Source organism: Paraburkholderia piptadeniae, from assembly GCF_900007165.1.
GTDB classification, from domain to species: domain Bacteria; phylum Pseudomonadota; class Gammaproteobacteria; order Burkholderiales; family Burkholderiaceae; genus Paraburkholderia; species Paraburkholderia piptadeniae.
The window spans coordinates 164,190-179,751 of sequence record NZ_CYGY02000017.1 but is presented as its reverse complement, the minus strand read 5'-3'; the positions used below and the strand labels follow the sequence as shown (position 1 = coordinate 179,751).

The window sequence follows — 15,562 nt, the reverse complement described above, 5'->3', positions numbered from 1 at the left end:
TAAGAGGAGCATCAATGACCCCCGCAAGCCTGATCGAGCAGTACGGCCCACGCGAATCGATGGAATATGACGTGGTGATCGTCGGCGGCGGCCCTGCGGGCCTGTCGGCGGCTATTCGTCTGAAGCAGCGGGCGGCGGAAAAAGGCGTCGATATTGGTGTCTGCGTGCTCGAAAAAGGCTCGGAAATCGGGGCGCATATCCTCTCGGGCGCGGTGATGGACCCGCGCGCGTTGAATGAACTGATTCCGGACTGGAAGGAAAAAGGCGCGCCTCTGGACGTCGAAGTGACGGAAGACCGCTTCCTGTTCCTTTCCGAAACTGCCGCGAAAGCCGTCCCGAACTGGGCGCTGCCGGACAATTTCAAGAATCACGGCAACTACGTGATCAGCCTGGCCAATGTCACGCGCTGGCTCGGGCAGCAGGCCGAAGCGCTGGGCGTCGAGATCTTCCCGGGTTTCGCAGCGGCGGAAGTGCTGTACAACGACGACGGCTCCGTGAAGGGCGTCGCGACGGGCAACCTCGGTATCGGCAAGGACGGTCAGCCGACCGAGAACTTCCAGCTCGGCATGGAACTGCACGCGAGGTACACGCTGTTCTGCGAAGGCGCGCGCGGGCATCTTGGCCGTCAACTGTCGGACAAATTCAGGCTGCGCGACGGCGCCGATCCCCAGGTCTACGGCATCGGCATCAAGGAACTGTGGGAAATCGATCCGTCGAAGCACAAGCCGGGTCTGGTGATTCACACCGCAGGCTGGCCGCTCGATACGCAGACGTACGGCGGCTCGTTCCTCTATCACATCGACAACAACCAGGTGATGGTGGGTTTTGTGGTCGGTCTCGGCTATTCGAACCCGTACCTGTCACCGTTCGAAGAGTTTCAGCGCTACAAGACGCACCCGGAAATCCGCAAGTTCCTCGAAGGCGGCAAGCGTGTGTCGTATGGCGCACGCGCGATCACGGCCGGTGGCCTGATGTCGCTGCCGAAGCTCGTGTTTCCGGGCGGCGCCTTGGTCGGCGACGACGCGGGCTTCCTGAACGCCTCGCGTATCAAGGGCTCGCACGCAGCGATCAAGACGGGCATGCTGGCCGCCGATGCCGCGTTCGATGCGGTGCAGGCGGGCCGTCAGTCGGATGAACTCGCCGCGTATCCCGAGTCGTTCAAGACCTCGTGGCTGCACACCGAGCTGTACCGGGCGCGCAATTTCAAGCAGTGGATGAGCAAGGGCCTGTACCTGGGCACGCTGATGGTCGGCATCGAGCAGAAGCTGATGGGCGGCAACGTGCCGTGGACGCTGCATCACCAGCACTGGGACCACGAGATGCTGAAGCCGGCCTCGCAATGCAAGCCGATCGAGTATCCGAAACCTGATGGCAAGCTCACATTCGACCGGCTCTCATCGGTGTTCATCTCGAACACCAATCACGAAGAGAACCAGCCCGCGCATCTTACGCTGAAAGACCCGTCGGTGCCCGTCAAGGTGAATCTGCAAACGTATGCAGGGCCCGAGGGACGCTACTGCCCCGCCGCCGTGTACGAGTTCGTGAAAAACGACGACGGCAGCGAGCGCCTCGTGATCAACGCGCAGAACTGCGTGCACTGCAAGACCTGCGACATCAAGGACCCGACGCAGAACATCGTATGGGTCACGCCCGAAGGCGGCGGCGGTCCGAACTATCCGAACATGTGACGCGGGCAGCGTCCAGACAAACGAAAGCGCCGCTCACATCGAGCGGCGCTTTTTGCATGACGGCCGAACCGACGCCCACACGGCTCACGCCGCGAGCGTCTCCAGCCGCGCACGCATCCGTTCGATAACAGGCGCCCACACTCCGACAGACGGCTGGCGAAATAGCTCGACCGTCTGATACCACGGCGTGCGTTCCACCTCTTCGCCCCAGAACCACGCGGACACGTAGTCGATCATCAGCCAGGTCGGCACGCCGAGCGCGCCTGCCAGATGGGCGGGACCGCTGTCGATGGTCACGAGCGCATCGAGATTCACGAGCAGCGCGGCCACATCGTCGAAGCCCGCTTCGAAGTGCGCGGTCGGATCGACGATATCGACGCCCTGCGCCCGCCATTGTCCGACCGTCGCCTGACGCCCCGGAGACACCGCAAAGAACGTAATGCCAGGCACGTTCAGAAGCGGCGCGAACTGCTCGACGGGAACCGAGCGGCGCGCATCGCGGATGTGATCGGGATTGCCGTTCCACACGAGGCCAACCGTCTTGCTCCCCGCCTTCGCAGCGCCAGCGACACGCTCCCGCCACAAATCGGCCCGCGCCGGATCGGCGCTCAGATACGGACGCCCCCACATCGACGGATCGTCGATGCCGAGCCGCAGCGGCAGACTCATCAGCCCGCAGTGAAAATCGGGCTTCGTTTCGAGGCTCGTTTCGATCTTGATGCCGGCAGGCAGCATGCGTTCGAACAGATGCTGCATCGGCCCCGCATAGCCGAAGATCACGCGGCCGCCTTCGCGTTGCGCGCGTTCTGCGAGCAGACGGAGAAAGCGCACCGACCACAAGCAATCACCGTTGCCCTGCTCGCCATACACGACCAGCGTCTTGCCCGCCAGCGACTCGCCGCGCCAGTTGGCGCTGATCGCCGCAAGCGCCGTTTTCGCGGCGTTCACATCGTCGGCGAATGCGATGCGCGCTTCGTAGTCGAGCCAGCCTTGCGCGTATCGCCCCGCGCGCATTTCCAGTTCCGACAGATCGAACAGCGCGTGCGCATTGTTCGGCGTCAGTTCCAGCACGCGACGCAGCAGCGCTTCGGCTTCGGCGAATCGGCCCTGCTCTTTGATGCACAGCGCGAGCTTGTGCAACACGATGTGGTTACCCGGCGCGGCGCGCGCGGCTTCGTGCAGCAAGCGTTGGGCTTCGGGAAAATCGTCACGTTGCTGGAAAGCGGCCGAGCGCCACACGAGCGCGTTCGCATCGTTGGCGTCGCGCGCCAGCAGCAGCGCCGTCGCCGATTCGACGAGCGCCCAGTCCCGCAGAATGAAGGCCGTCTGCGCGATCTCGTGCAGCAGCCGCGCATCGCAGTTCGCGTCGAGGCGGTATGCGCGCACGAGCGCATCGACCGCCTGGCGCAGCCGTGCCTTGTCGCCGTTCGCTCCGGCGAGCAGCGCATTGCCGAGCGCGAGCCAGTCCGTGGCGACGGCGTCGGGTGCCGACGTGCGCGCATAAAGCTGCGCCAGTGCGTCGGCGCGCGTGGAGTCGTTGTGATTCATGTTGACCGCCCTGTCGATAGCCAGCGAGCCCGCGGAGCCGAGGTTCGACTATTCGACTTCAGGGCGCGCTGGCCGCGATCTTCGGCGTATCGACGACAACGTCGCCGCACTGCGCGCGATGCCGGAGCGCATGATCGATCAGCACGAGCGCAAGCATCGCCTCGGCGATCGGCGTCGCGCGAATGCCGACGCACGGATCATGACGCCCGAACGTTTCGACAACGGCGGGCTGCCCGTTCTTGTCGATCGAGCGGCGCGGCGTGCGGATGCTCGACGTCGGCTTGATCGCGATCGATACCGTGATGTCCTGCCCCGTCGAAATGCCGCCGAGCACGCCGCCCGCATGATTGCCGACGAAACCTTCCGGCGTCAGTTCGTCGCCGTGCACCGAGCCGCGCTGCGCGACACTGGCGAAGCCCGCGCCGATCTCGACGCCCTTCACCGCGTTGATGCCCATCATCGCGTGCGCGATGTCGGCGTCGAGCCGGTCGAAAAGCGGCTCGCCGAGGCCGACGGGCACGCCCGACGCCACCACGTTGATGCGCGCGCCGATCGAATCGCCGTCCTTGCGCAGCGCGTCCATATACGCTTCGAGTTGCGGCACGATGTCCGCGTTCGGCACGAAGAACGGGTTCTCGCGCACGTGCTGCCAGTCGACAAACGGCACGTCGATCTCGCCGAGCGCGGCCATATAACCGCGAATCTCGGTGCCGAACTTCTCGCGCAGCCATTTCTTCGCGACCGCGCCCGCCGCCACCGTTGGCGCCGTCAGACGCGCGGACGAACGACCGCCGCCGCGATAGTCGCGGATGCCGTACTTCTGCCAGTAGGTGTAGTCGGCGTGGCCCGGACGGAAGGTTTCGGCGATGTTGCCGTAGTCCTTGCTGCGCTGGTCCGTGTTGCGGATCAGAAGCGCGATGGGCGCGCCCGTCGTCTTGCCCTCGAACACGCCCGAAAGAATCTCGACCTTGTCTTCTTCCTGGCGCTGTGTCACGTGCCGCGACGTGCCGGGCTTGCGGCGATCGAGTTCGAACTGGATGTCGGCCTCGACGAGCGACATGCCCGGCGGGCAGCCGTCGATCACACAGCCGATAGCCGGGCCATGCGATTCGCCGAAGGTCGTGACGGTGAAGAGCGTACCGAGGGTATTGCCGGACATGAGCGTCGTCCAAAGAAATGCGGGGAGAACGTTATTATGCCAGCCCGGCCGCCCTGCCGTGGCGCGCGGGGACTCGGGCGATCGTTATAGGACAAACGCACGAACGCGCGTTGCGCCGCGAGACGGGCGGCCACGCCCGAAACGCTATTTCCGGGCGCCACGCAGTTCCGAAACAATCTGCTGGAGGAGTTCCGGCGTCGCCTGCGCGGGATCGAGCGGCTCGCCGACAGCCAGCGTCAGACGGCTCATCACGCCCTTGTGAATCGGACGCGGGAACCGCGCATCCGCGCTGCGCGACCAGACACTGCCCCACAGACCGCGTAACGCCATCGGCACAACGGACACGGGCGCGCGCTGCAGGATTTCCGACACGCCGTGGCGGAACGGATTCATGTCGCCTGTTTTGGTGAGCTTGCCTTCGGGAAAAATGCAGACGAGATCGCCATCGTCGAGCGCCTTTGCGCAGGCATCGTAGGCACGCTTGAGCAAATCGGGGTCTTCATGCGCAGGGGCAATCGGAATTGCCTTTGCATGTCTGAACAGCCAGCCGGCAAACGGCGTGCGGAAGATCCGATGGTCCATCACGAAGCGGATCGGTCGCGGACTTTCCGCCATGATCACCAGGGCATCGACATAGCTCACGTGATTGCACACCAGCACGGCCGCGCCCTGTTCAGGCATGCGTTCGGCGTGAACGAGACGAATCCTGTAGAACGTGTGCACGAGCAGCCACGCGACGAAGCGCAACAGGAACTCGGGCACGAGCGAATAGATGTAGACGGCGACGATCACGTTGAGCAGCGCCGTCACGAGGAACAGCCCCGGAATGCCGACGCCCGCCGACGTCAGCGCGACGGCCATCAGCGACGACACGATCATGAACAGCGAGTTGAGGATGTTGTTCGCCGCGATGATCCGCGCGCGATGGCTCGGCTGGCTGCGGCTCTGGATCAGCGCATAGAGCGGCACGCTGTAGAAGCCGCCGAACATCGCAAGCAGGAACAGATCGGCGAGCACGCGCCAATGCGCGGGCAGCGTCATGAATTCGGCCACCGTAAAAAGATGCGCGGCTTTCGGCAACGCGTGGCTCGCGAAGAACAGATCGATCGCGAACACGCTGATGCCGATCGAGCCGAGCGGCACGAGGCCGATCTCGATGCGCTTCTTCGACAGCCGCTCGCACAGCAGCGAGCCCGTGCCGATACCGATCGAAAACGTCGCGAGCAACACGGTAACGACATCGGGATTCGCGGACAGCACGTCCTTTGCGAAACGGAAGAACGACGACAAAAACGTCGCGCCGACAAACCACAACCAGGAAATGCCGAGCAGGCTCAGAAAGACGGTCCGGTTTTCGCGCGCCAGCTTCAGATTGCGCCAGGTTTCGCTGACCGGATTCCAGTTGATGCGCAGATCGGGCTGCGATGGCGACGATTGCGGCACGAAGCCCGACGCGACGCGCCCGATCAGTGCGATCGCCACGCACCCGAATGCGAGGATCGCCGCGCCGTGCGCCTCCGAGCCCGCCGCCGCGCCGCCGGCAATCGTACCGAGCAAAATCGCGACGAACGTGCCCATCTCGACCATGCCGTTGCCGCCGACCAGTTCCGTCATGTCCAAATGCTGCGGCAGATACGCGTATTTGACGGGGCCGAACACGGTCGAATGGACGCCCATCAGGAACGTGCACAGATACAGCAGCAGCGCGTCGTGCAGCCAGAAGCCCGCGCCGCCGACCAGCATCACGCCGATCTCGAAGGTCTTCACGAAGCGCGTGAGCATCGCCTTGTCGTACTTGTCGGCGACCTGGCCGGACGTCGCCGAAAACAGGACGAACGGCAGAATGAAGATCGCCGATATCAGAAAGGCTACGGTGTCCGCATTCACGCCTGAGAATCGCGCGGCCTGATACGTGACGAGCGACGTAAAGCCGATCTTGAACACGTTGTCGTTCATCGCGCCGAGAAACTGCGTCCAGAAGAACGGCGCAAAACGGCGCTCGCGCAACAGGCGGAACTGCGAGCCGTGTTCGCGCGCGGAGCGCCGTGTTTGCTGGGCGGAGGACAACGGACGATCGCTCATCGAATGCTTGACAGAGGGCTGGTTTCGCGCAGATTCACTTCGGCACTGCGGGAATAGCGGACACAAAAAAAGCGCACGCTTTTCGCGCGCGCTTCGAGGATGCTTCAGTCATGCGACAGCGGCATGTCGGCGCACTGCAAGCCGGCCAGCCGACCGGTCGAGGCAACGAGGCCAACGAAAATCGGCTCAGCGCGAGGGCTGCTCCTGCTGCGGCTCGTCTTCCGCCGGCCAGTCGCGAATATAGGCCTTCAGCATCCGGTTCTCGAAGCCCTGCTCTTCGACGACGGCCTTCGCGACGTCGTAGAACGAGATCACGCCCATCAGCGCGCGGCTTTCCATCACGGGCAGATAGCGCACGTGATGCTCGAGCATCATGCGGCGCACTTCGTTGACATCCGTTTCGGGCGTGCACGTAAGCGGGTGATCGTCCATGATCTTGCGGATCGTCGTGCCGCCGACGCTGCCGCCATTGCGGCTCAGCACGAGGATGATCTCGCGGAAGGTCAGCATGCCGACGAGATCGCCATACTCCATGACGACGAGCGAGCCGATATCGTGCTCGGCCATCGTGTTGACGGCCTCGTTGAGCGGCGTATCGGGTGTGACCGTGAACAGGGTGTTGCCCTTGACCTTCAGAATGTCGCTGACTCGCATGATTTGTCTCCTGTCGACCAGAGCTGGCGCATTGGCGCGTTACCTTGCTCTGGTCCCATGCAACATGGTTGCGGATGAGCCCGGTGAGGCTTAAAGGGCATGACTGACTTTCGATGCTATCGGAAAGGCCCACAAAAGGAAAGCGGACCGAACGGACGATAGCGCCCCACCGAACGTCCGACAGACGGCGCTCGCAGGCACGTCGGTGCATTCGTCGGGCGCGTCCCGCGCGATCCGCAACGCCCGTCGCACTCAGTGGAATCACCCCCGTGCGCACGTCGCCATGCGGGCGAAAACGGAGTGGTACGCGCGCGGCCCGGTGATACGATGGCCGTCACTTTCACCTTCGCCGGGCCCCCGACGCCCGGCCGTCCACGATGTCCGCCAACCGTTTCGACACGCTTGCGCTGCATGCGGGCGCCGCCCCCGACCCCGCGACGGGCGCGCGCGCCACGCCCATCTATCAGACCACGTCGTTCTCGTTCCGCGACTCCGATCACGCAGCCGCGCTCTTCAACATGGAGCGCGCGGGCCACGTGTACTCGCGCATCTCGAACCCGACGGTCGCCGTGTTCGAAGAGCGCGTCGCCGCGCTCGAAAACGGCGCGGGCGCGATCGGCACGGCGAGCGGCCAGGCCGCGCTGCACCTCGCCATCGCGACGCTGATGGGCGCGGGCTCGCACATCGTCGCATCGAGCGCGCTGTACGGAGGCTCGCACAATCTGCTCAACTACACGTTGCCGCGCTTCGGCATCGAAACGACATTCGTGAAGCCCGGCGATATCGACGCATGGCGCGCCGCGCTGCGTCCGAACACGAAGCTGCTGTTCGGCGAGACGCTCGGCAATCCCGGCCTCGACGTGCTCGACATCGCAACAGTCGCGCGGATCGCGCACGAGCACCGTGTGCCGCTGCTGGTCGACTCGACGTTCACCACGCCGTATCTGTTGAAGCCCTTCGATCACGGCGCCGATTTCGTCTACCACTCGGCGACCAAGTTTCTCGGCGGCCACGGCACGACGATCGGGGGCGTGCTCGTCGACGGCGGCACGTTCGATTTCGAGGCTTCGGGGCGCTTCTCCGAATTCACGGAACCATATGAGGGCTTTCACGGCATGGTGTTCGCCGAGGAAAGCACCGTCGCGCCCTTCCTGCTGCGCGCCCGACGCGAAGGACTGCGCGACTTCGGCGCGTGCCTGCATCCACAAGCCGCCTGGCAACTGCTGCAAGGCATCGAAACGCTGCCGTTGCGGATGGAACGGCATGTGGCGAATACGCGCAAGGTCGTCGAATTTCTCGCCACACACGCCGCCGTCGAATCCGTCGCGTATCCGGAACTGCCCACGCACCCGGACCATGCGCTCGCTCAACGTCTGCTGCCGCGCGGCGCAGGCGCCGTGTTCAGCTTCAACCTGCGCGGCGACCGGGCCGCCGGCCGCTCGTTCATCGAAGCGCTCTCGCTGTTCTCGCATCTGGCGAATGTCGGCGATGCCCGCTCGCTCGTCATCCACCCGGCATCGACGACGCATTTCCGCATGGACGCCGCCGCCCTCGCCGCGGCCGGCATCGCGGAGGGCACGATCCGTCTGTCGATCGGCCTCGAAGACCCCGACGATCTGATCGACGACCTCAAGCGCGCGCTGAAGGCCGCGCAGAAGTCCGCGGGCGGCTCCCCCGGTCAATCCGCCCCGCGATCCGCCAACAAGCCGGCGGGCGCCGGACGCAAGGAGTCCGCATGATCGTCGACGTGAACGGCAAACCGGCCTATGCATACACGGGCGGCAAGGCATTCGATGCCGCACTGCCCACGGCCGTCTTCATACATGGCGCCGAGCACGACCACAGCGTGTGGGCGCTGCAGACGCGCTACTTCGCGCACCACGGCTTCGGCGTGCTCGCCGTCGATCTGCCCGGCCATCATCGCAGCGCCGGCCCCGCGCTGACCAGCATCGGCGCGATGGCCGACTGGCTGGCCGCGTTGCTCGACGCGCTGGGCGTCGCGCGCGCGTTCGTCGCCGGACACAGTATGGGTTCGCTCGTTGCGCTAGATTTCGCGGCCCGTTACCCGTCGCGCGCGACGCACCTTGCCCTCGTCGCGACGGCCGTGCCGATGGCCGTCTCCGACACACTGCTCGACGCCGCCCGCGAGCGCGAGCCGGACGCGATCGAAATGGTGAACCAGTGGTCGCATTCGACCATCACCGCGAAGCCCTCGTGCCCCGCACCCGGCTTCTGGCTGCACGGCATGAACCAGCGGTTGATGGAGCGCGTGTCGGCTACGGGCGAGCCGCAGCTCTTTCACACCGACTTCAGCGTCTGCAACGCATACACGGATGGCCTCGTCCGCGCTGCGCAAGTGACGTGCCCAGTGCGCCTGATCGTCGGCCGGCGCGACCTGATGACGCCGCCGCGCGCAGCCAGGGCGCTCGCCGACGCGCTGCGCGAAGCGAACGTGCCCGTCGACACGATCACGCTCGACGCCGGCCACGCGCTGATGTCCGAGCAGCCCGACGCGACGCTCGACGCGCTCTATACGTTTGCGGCCGCACGCGCTTCGAAACGTCCACCTGCGTCACATTAGCCGCGCCGGAAAGCGCGCACCATATGCCGGATGGCCAGGTTGCACGTGCCTTGCGATAGCAGCACAATGAATCCATGCCTGCGCGGGTCGGCGGCACCTGCGCCGGCGCGGGCAGGCAATGGAGGCGATCATGAGCCATCAGACAACGCACGACGCGCACTTCGCGAGCTTCGCGGAGTTCTACCCGTACTATCTGACCGAGCATCGCAACACGATGTCGCGCCGGCTGCATTTCATCGGATCGCTGGGCGTGATCGGCTGCGTCGCGATGGCCGTCGCGACGGGCGACTGGCTATGGCTGCCCGTTGCCGTCGTGTGCGGCTATGGGTTCGCCTGGGTCGGGCATTTCTTCTTCGAGAAGAACAGGCCCGCGACATTCCGGCATCCCGTCTACAGCCTGATGGGCGACTGGGTGATGTTCAAGGACATCTGCACGGGGCGAATTTCGCTCTAGCGTCGGCGCCGGATGAAATGCGCAAGATAGTGCGGACGAGTCAAAGGCAAGGAGTTAAAAGCAGGCGTTGAACGCAAGCAGCTTCAAGCCGTCTGCTGCGGCAGCGCGGGCGTGCCGTTTGCGCCCGCCTGAGGAGGCTGCGCAATTCCCCGAGAAGCCTCCCGCGCCGCCAGCAAGCTCGCAAGCGACACGTTGAGCCGCTCGGTATCGAGCGCGGCGAGCAGCATCGTGCTATCGACGCGCGTCGAATCGAGTTTCAGCTGATAAGCTAGCTCGTCACGGTCTATCACGAACAGGTCGAAGAGCCGCTTGACCGTGATCTGATTCGGATTCGCGACCAGCAGGAAATGCGGCCGCTGGCCGTTCTCGTCGAGCTGGACGATCCAGTCGATCGCCTCTAGTTGCTGCAACAGCCGCACGGTCGTCGCGAGATCGCGCCGCAGTGCGCGAGCGAGTTCGGGCACCGTGTAGCCGTGCGTGCCCGCGTCGCGCGCTTCGGCGAGGCGCGCAAGCAGTTCGAGCGAATCGAGCAGGTCGCTGCCCGGAAAGTCCCGGCGATGAAACTGCCCGATGCGTATCGCGGGCAGCGCCGACGCGATCATCGCGCCCGCAAGCGTGATGAACCAGCTGAGATACATCCACAGCAGAAAGAGCGGCACGACGGCAAACGCGCCATACACGGCCGTATAAGTGGGAATGCGCCGGATATAGAAACCGAAGCCGCGCTTCGCGAACTCGAACGCGATCGCAGCCGTCACGCCGCCGACAATCGCGTCGCGCCACTCGACGCGGCAGTTCGGCAAAAACACGTAGAGCATCGTGAACGCAAGCACCGTCAACGGCAGCGCCGCGCCGGCCAGTGCCCATTCGATCAGCGGCGTGATGCGCTGCGCGGCCGTATAGCTCATCGACTGCGTGAACAGATACGACGAGATCGACAGGCTCACGCCGATCAGAATCGGCCCGAGCGTCAGGATCGCCCAGTAGACCAGCACGCGCTGCGCGAACGGCCGCGCCTTGCGCACGCGCCAGATCACGTTGAATGCGGATTCGACCGTCATCATCGTCATCACGGACGTGACGAACAGCACGATCATCCCCAGCGTCGTCAGCCCCTTCGCCTTCGACGCGAACTGATTCAGATACTTGAAGATCTGGCTGCTGACCTGATCGGGCATCAGGTGTTCGGCGAGAAAGGTCTGCAGCGACGCCTGGAATTGCGCAAAGATCGGGAACGCCGTAAAGAGCGCGAACGCGACCGTCGCGAGCGGCACCAGCGACAGCATCGTCGTGAACGTCAGACTGCCAGCCACCTGCGGGATGCGATCCTCGCCGCTGCGCTTCGCGGCGAATTCCGCGAGACGCTTGAGCGCGTCGAGATCGAGACGCAACCTGGACAACAAGACAACCTCCTCCGACTTTCGACTTTCGACTTCGATACACGCGCCCGCATGCGCGTGACGGCCGACGCATCATCAGGCGTTCGACGAACCCACGGTTGATTCATCCGAAAGCAGTCACCCGAAAGCGGACCGCAAGCAAGAGAGATGAACGCCGACGGACTCGCAGCACCGTCAGTGGACCCACCCCTATAATACCCGTTCACTGCAAATGCCTATGAAAGACATCCTCGTGCTTTACTACAGCCGGCACGGCGCCACGCGCGAACTCGCGCTGGCGATCGCGCATGGCATCGACAGCGTTCCCGGCATGCAGGCGCGCGTGCGCACGGTGCCGCCCGTCTCGACCGTCTGCGAGGCCACGCAGCCCGATATTCCGGAAGAAGGCCCGCCCTACGCGGAACTGCGCGATCTCGAAGAATGCGCGGGCCTCGCGCTCGGCTCGCCGACCCGCTTCGGCAACATGGCGGCGCCCCTCAAATACTTTCTCGACGGCACCACGCCGCAGTGGCTCTCGGGCGCGCTCGCGGGCAAGCCCGCTTGCGTGTTCACGTCGACGGGCAGTCTGCACGGCGGCCAGGAGACGACGCTGCTGTCGATGATGCTGCCGCTCCTGCATCACGGCATGATGATCCTCGGCATTCCGTACACCGAAAGCACGCTGACCACGACGCTCACGGGCGGCACGCCGTACGGAGCGTCGCATTTCGCGCGCGCGGATTCGGCGGGCCACGGCATTTCCGCCGACGAGAAGACGCTCGCGATCGCGCTGGGCGCGCGCATCGCCCGCGCGGCGGCGTCGATGCGCGAGCGGCCGTGAACATGCCGCGCGACGCAGCCATCACGGGCACGCAGGGCAATCGCGCCGCAGCAGCGGGCGCGGCGCTTGCGCTCATTGCATTGATCGCGCTGTGCGTCGCGTGGGAATGGTGGCTCGCGCCGTTGCGCGCGGGCGGCTCGCTGCTGGTGCTCAAGGCCGTGCCGCTGCTGCTCGCTCTGCCGGGCGTGTTCCGCAAGCGGCTCTATACGCTGCAATGGGCGTCGATGCTGAGCCTGCTGTATCTGATGGAAGGCATCGTGCGCGGCATGTCCGACCGCGGCCTGAGCGCTCGCCTCGGCTGGTGCGAAGTGCTGCTTTCCGCGACGTTCTTCGTCTGTGCGCTCGTCTATGTCGCGCCGTTCAAGCGGGCTGCGAAACGGCATGCGCGCGAGAATGGACCTGCAAGCGGACCAGCAAGCGGTTCGACCTGAATTGCCCGCCGCCGCGCGACGCCAGCCCCGCCGCGCAGCGCTCCGACGACCCGGTGGCCACCATAGCCACAGCCGCCCAACCCGCGCGAGCGCGATTCGCGCACGAGCCGACCCCGCCCTACCCGTTCTGACCGACCAACATGAATTCCGCCGCTACTTCGCCCTTCGTCGCCGCGTGCATCGATGCCATCGGCGCCGCGCACGTCCTCACCGATCCGCACGACACCGCGCCTTTTCTGACCGACTGGCGCCGCCGCTACACGGGCATCGCGTGCGCGGTGCTGTGCCCGTCGACGGCTGAGGAGGTCGCCGCGCTCGTGCGGCTCGCGAACGAGCACCGCGTCGCGATCGTGCCGCAAGGCGGCAATACGGGCCTCGCCGGCGGCGCCACGCCCGATGCGAGCGGCGCACAAGCCGTGCTGAGTCTCAAGCGCCTGAACCGCGTGCGCGACGTCGATCCGCACAACAACACGATCACCGTCGAAGCGGGTGTCGTGCTCGCGGACATGCAGGCGCGCGCCGAAGCGGCGGGACGCCTGTTCCCGCTGAGCCTCGCGGCGGAAGGCAGTTGCTCGATCGGCGGCAATCTGTCCACGAACGCGGGCGGCACGGGCGTGCTGCGCTACGGCAACACACGCGAGCTGTGTCTCGGCCTCGAAGTGGTGACGCCGCAAGGCGAGCTGTGGGACGGGCTGCGCGGACTGCGCAAGGACAATACGGGCTACGATCTGCGCGATCTCTTCATCGGCGCGGAAGGCACGCTCGGCATCATCACGGCTGCCGTGATGAAGCTGCATCCGCAACCGGCCGCGCGCGTGACCGCGCTCGCCGCGCTGCCGTCGCCGCATGCCGCGCTGGATTTTCTGTCGCTCGCGCAGCGTCACGCCGGGCCGCTGCTGACGGGCTTCGAGCTGATGTCGGATTTCTGCCTGCAACTCGTGGGCAAGCATTTCCCGCAGATGCGCTATCCGTTCGCGCAACGGCACGCGCAGATCGTGCTGCTCGAACTGTCGGACAGCGAGAGCGAGGAGCACGCGCGCGCCCTCTTCGAGCGGCTGATGGAAACGGCGCTCGAAGACAATCTCGTCGAAGATGCCATCGTCGCGGAAAATCTCGCGCAGTCGAAGGCATTCTGGAATCTGCGCGAGCACATTCCCCTTGCGCAGGCCGAAGAAGGATTGAACATCAAGCACGATATCGCCGTGCCGATTTCGCGCATCGGCCACTTCATCGACGAAACCGACGCCGCGATCGCGAAGGCCGTGCCGGGCGCGCGCATGGTCACGTTCGGCCATCTCGGCGACGGCAATCTGCACTACAACGTGCAGGCGCCGGAAGGCGTCGATGCGAAAGCGTTTCTTGCCCAGTACCAGAGCACGATGAATCAGATCGTCTACGACAGCGTGCATCGGCATCGCGGCAGCATCAGCGCGGAGCACGGAGTCGGACAGCTGAAAATCGACGAAGCCGCGCATTACAAGTCGGACGTCGAAGTGCGTCTGATGAAGACACTGAAAACAGCATTCGATCCGCTCAACCTGATGAATCCCGGCAAGGTGCTACGCTAACGGCATCGGTATCGACGAGAGGCGTTTATGAAGATTCGCGTGCTGTCCGACCTGCATCTCGAGTGCGACGAGCCGGAAGTGATCCCGCATGCCAACGCCGATCTCGTCGTGCTGGCAGGCGATATTCACAACCACGCCGAAGGGTTGCGCTGGGCTGCTGAAACATTCGACGGCACGGTACCCGTCGTCTACGTGCCGGGCAATCACGAGTATTACGACGGCGAGTTCGGCGCGCTCGAAGCGGCGATGCACGACGCGGCCGCGAGCGTCGACAACGTGCACTTCCTCAACAACGCGACGCTCGTCGATCCGGATGGCGGCTGGCGTGTGCTCGGCACGACGCTGTGGACCGACTTCGACCTGTATGGCGCCGATGAAGACTCGCGCGCAACATCGATCGCGGCCGCCGAGCGCGTGATGCTCGACTATCGGGGATTGATTCAGGTGACGTGGACGGCGGGCAGCGATGCCGACGATGCGCCGGCCCCGCGCCGCGAGAACGGCGTACAGGACAACACGCCGCGCAACCTGACCGCCGCCGACACGCTCGCGCTTCATCGGCAGGCGCGCGCGTGGCTCGAAGCGGAACTGGCCAAACCGTTCGACGGCAAGACGATCGTCGTCACGCATCACGCGCCGCATCGGCGCAGTCTCGCCGAGCGTTACGCGGACGATCGCGTTTCGGCGGGCTTCGTGAATCACCTGCCGTCGCTCGTGCGCGCGCCTGTCGCGCTGTGGGTCCACGGACACACGCACACGGCCTTCGATTACGTGGAGAACGGCACGCGCGTTGTCTGCAATCCGCGCGGCTATATCGACCGCCGCACGCGTCAGCGCGAAAACACCGAGTTCGCGTGGGACAAGGTCGTGGAACTCTGAAGGTCTGCCTGAAAACTGCCTAAAGGTCTGTTATCTGCCGACTACATGCTGCTGGCATCGCGCCGGCGCTGCGCGGACTGATCGGCACGCACGGGCGCAAGCCGCGGCTGCGGCCGCAGCCGTCTGAGAATGTCGCGCGACGCCGCGATTCCAATCAGTCCGAGCATGACGGCGACGCCGATCATCAGATGCGTATCCATGATTTCCTCTTCGTTTCAGATGTGCCTGCGTGCCGGAAGATCTCGGCCTTGACGAAACGTTAGCAAACCCGCTGCCGCGAGGAAGTAAGGAAGTGTTG

Annotated in this window: 14 protein-coding genes; 8 read left to right on the top strand and 6 right to left on the bottom strand. The window is 65.0% G+C overall.

Annotated elements, in window-relative coordinates:
* The first annotated feature begins 14 nt into the window (after positions 1-14).
* Complete coding sequence (locus BN2476_RS08290; RefSeq protein ID WP_087733666.1) at positions 15-1,688, top strand: electron transfer flavoprotein-ubiquinone oxidoreductase; 1,674 nt, start codon at positions 15-17, stop codon at positions 1,686-1,688.
* An 84-nt stretch (positions 1,689-1,772) separates the two neighbouring features.
* On the opposite strand, the gene BN2476_RS08285 is transcribed toward BN2476_RS08290, so the two are convergent.
* From BN2476_RS08285 to BN2476_RS08270, 4 genes are all read right to left on the bottom strand, one after another.
* Positions 1,773-3,236, bottom strand: a complete 1,464-nt coding sequence (locus tag BN2476_RS08285) for a tetratricopeptide repeat protein (RefSeq protein ID WP_087733665.1) — start codon at positions 3,234-3,236, stop codon at positions 1,773-1,775.
* 58 nt (positions 3,237-3,294) lie between these two features.
* Entirely contained in the window at positions 3,295-4,395 is a 1,101-nt protein-coding gene (gene aroC / locus BN2476_RS08280; RefSeq protein WP_087733664.1) for a chorismate synthase, read from the bottom strand.
* Between the two features lie 144 nt (positions 4,396-4,539).
* Positions 4,540-6,477 (bottom strand): MFS transporter, encoded by a 1,938-nt coding sequence (locus tag BN2476_RS08275; protein WP_087733663.1) that lies wholly within the window; start codon positions 6,475-6,477, stop codon positions 4,540-4,542.
* Between the two features lie 186 nt (positions 6,478-6,663).
* Positions 6,664-7,131, bottom strand: coding sequence for a CBS domain-containing protein (locus BN2476_RS08270; protein WP_087733662.1), 468 nt, complete (start codon positions 7,129-7,131; stop codon positions 6,664-6,666).
* 377 nt (positions 7,132-7,508) lie between these two features.
* Here BN2476_RS08270 and BN2476_RS08265 point away from each other — a divergent pair, with 377 nt between their 5' ends.
* The 3 genes from BN2476_RS08265 (at position 7,509) to BN2476_RS08255 (ending at position 10,166) form a co-directional block, all read left to right on the top strand.
* Complete coding sequence (locus tag BN2476_RS08265; RefSeq protein WP_087733661.1) at positions 7,509-8,870, top strand: O-acetylhomoserine aminocarboxypropyltransferase; 1,362 nt, start codon at positions 7,509-7,511, stop codon at positions 8,868-8,870.
* Positions 8,867-9,712: an alpha/beta fold hydrolase gene (locus BN2476_RS08260; RefSeq protein ID WP_087733660.1), complete on the top strand. Its 846-nt coding sequence runs from the start codon at positions 8,867-8,869 to the stop codon at positions 9,710-9,712. Before BN2476_RS08265 ends, BN2476_RS08260 begins: the two co-directional genes overlap by 4 nt.
* 130 nt (positions 9,713-9,842) lie before the next feature.
* The gene (locus BN2476_RS08255; RefSeq protein ID WP_087733722.1) at positions 9,843-10,166 is read left to right on the top strand and encodes an Mpo1-like protein; all 324 of its coding nucleotides are present in this window, start codon (positions 9,843-9,845) and stop codon (positions 10,164-10,166) included.
* An 83-nt stretch (positions 10,167-10,249) separates the two neighbouring features.
* Here the strand turns inward: BN2476_RS08255 and BN2476_RS08250 are convergent, their stop codons facing one another.
* Entirely contained in the window at positions 10,250-11,566 is a 1,317-nt protein-coding gene (locus BN2476_RS08250) for a YihY family inner membrane protein (protein ID WP_087733721.1), read from the bottom strand.
* 217 nt (positions 11,567-11,783) lie between these two features.
* Between BN2476_RS08250 and wrbA the strand changes: the two genes are divergently transcribed.
* The 4 genes from wrbA (at position 11,784) to BN2476_RS08230 (ending at position 15,264) form a co-directional block, all read left to right on the top strand.
* A complete protein-coding gene (wrbA, locus tag BN2476_RS08245) occupies positions 11,784-12,386 on the top strand; it encodes an NAD(P)H:quinone oxidoreductase (protein WP_087733659.1) in 603 nt (200 codons plus the stop codon).
* A gap of 2 nt (positions 12,387-12,388) precedes the next feature.
* Positions 12,389-12,817: a DUF2069 domain-containing protein gene (locus BN2476_RS08240; protein WP_087733720.1), complete on the top strand. Its 429-nt coding sequence runs from the start codon at positions 12,389-12,391 to the stop codon at positions 12,815-12,817.
* A gap of 140 nt (positions 12,818-12,957) precedes the next feature.
* A complete protein-coding gene (locus BN2476_RS08235; protein WP_087733658.1) occupies positions 12,958-14,385 on the top strand; it encodes an FAD-binding oxidoreductase in 1,428 nt (475 codons plus the stop codon).
* A gap of 27 nt (positions 14,386-14,412) precedes the next feature.
* Positions 14,413-15,264: a metallophosphoesterase gene (locus BN2476_RS08230; protein WP_087733657.1), complete on the top strand. Its 852-nt coding sequence runs from the start codon at positions 14,413-14,415 to the stop codon at positions 15,262-15,264.
* Positions 15,265-15,305: 41 nt separating this feature from the next.
* Here the strand turns inward: BN2476_RS08230 and BN2476_RS47175 are convergent, their stop codons facing one another.
* Positions 15,306-15,464, bottom strand: a complete 159-nt coding sequence (locus BN2476_RS47175) for a hypothetical protein (protein WP_162849236.1) — start codon at positions 15,462-15,464, stop codon at positions 15,306-15,308.
* Positions 15,465-15,562 lie beyond the last annotated feature (98 nt).

What these genes read in the sequence shown, in the direction of transcription:
- BN2476_RS08255 (WP_087733722.1), top strand. Translation starts at nt 9,843, where the DNA reads ATGAGCCATCAGACAACGCACGACGCGCACTTCGCGAGCTTCGCGGAG.
- BN2476_RS08270 (WP_087733662.1), bottom strand. Translation starts at nt 7,131, where the DNA reads ATGCGAGTCAGCGACATTCTGAAGGTCAAGGGCAACACCCTGTTCACG.
- BN2476_RS08230 (WP_087733657.1), top strand. Translation starts at nt 14,413, where the DNA reads ATGAAGATTCGCGTGCTGTCCGACCTGCATCTCGAGTGCGACGAGCCG.
- BN2476_RS08290 (WP_087733666.1), top strand. Translation starts at nt 15, where the DNA reads ATGACCCCCGCAAGCCTGATCGAGCAGTACGGCCCACGCGAATCGATG.
- wrbA (WP_087733659.1), top strand. Translation starts at nt 11,784, where the DNA reads ATGAAAGACATCCTCGTGCTTTACTACAGCCGGCACGGCGCCACGCGC.
- BN2476_RS47175 (WP_162849236.1), bottom strand. Translation starts at nt 15,464, where the DNA reads ATGGATACGCATCTGATGATCGGCGTCGCCGTCATGCTCGGACTGATT.
- BN2476_RS08235 (WP_087733658.1), top strand. Translation starts at nt 12,958, where the DNA reads ATGAATTCCGCCGCTACTTCGCCCTTCGTCGCCGCGTGCATCGATGCC.
- BN2476_RS08265 (WP_087733661.1), top strand. Translation starts at nt 7,509, where the DNA reads ATGTCCGCCAACCGTTTCGACACGCTTGCGCTGCATGCGGGCGCCGCC.
- BN2476_RS08260 (WP_087733660.1), top strand. Translation starts at nt 8,867, where the DNA reads ATGATCGTCGACGTGAACGGCAAACCGGCCTATGCATACACGGGCGGC.
- BN2476_RS08285 (WP_087733665.1), bottom strand. Translation starts at nt 3,236, where the DNA reads ATGAATCACAACGACTCCACGCGCGCCGACGCACTGGCGCAGCTTTAT.
- aroC (WP_087733664.1), bottom strand. Translation starts at nt 4,395, where the DNA reads ATGTCCGGCAATACCCTCGGTACGCTCTTCACCGTCACGACCTTCGGC.
- BN2476_RS08275 (WP_087733663.1), bottom strand. Translation starts at nt 6,477, where the DNA reads ATGAGCGATCGTCCGTTGTCCTCCGCCCAGCAAACACGGCGCTCCGCG.
- BN2476_RS08240 (WP_087733720.1), top strand. Translation starts at nt 12,389, where the DNA reads ATGCCGCGCGACGCAGCCATCACGGGCACGCAGGGCAATCGCGCCGCA.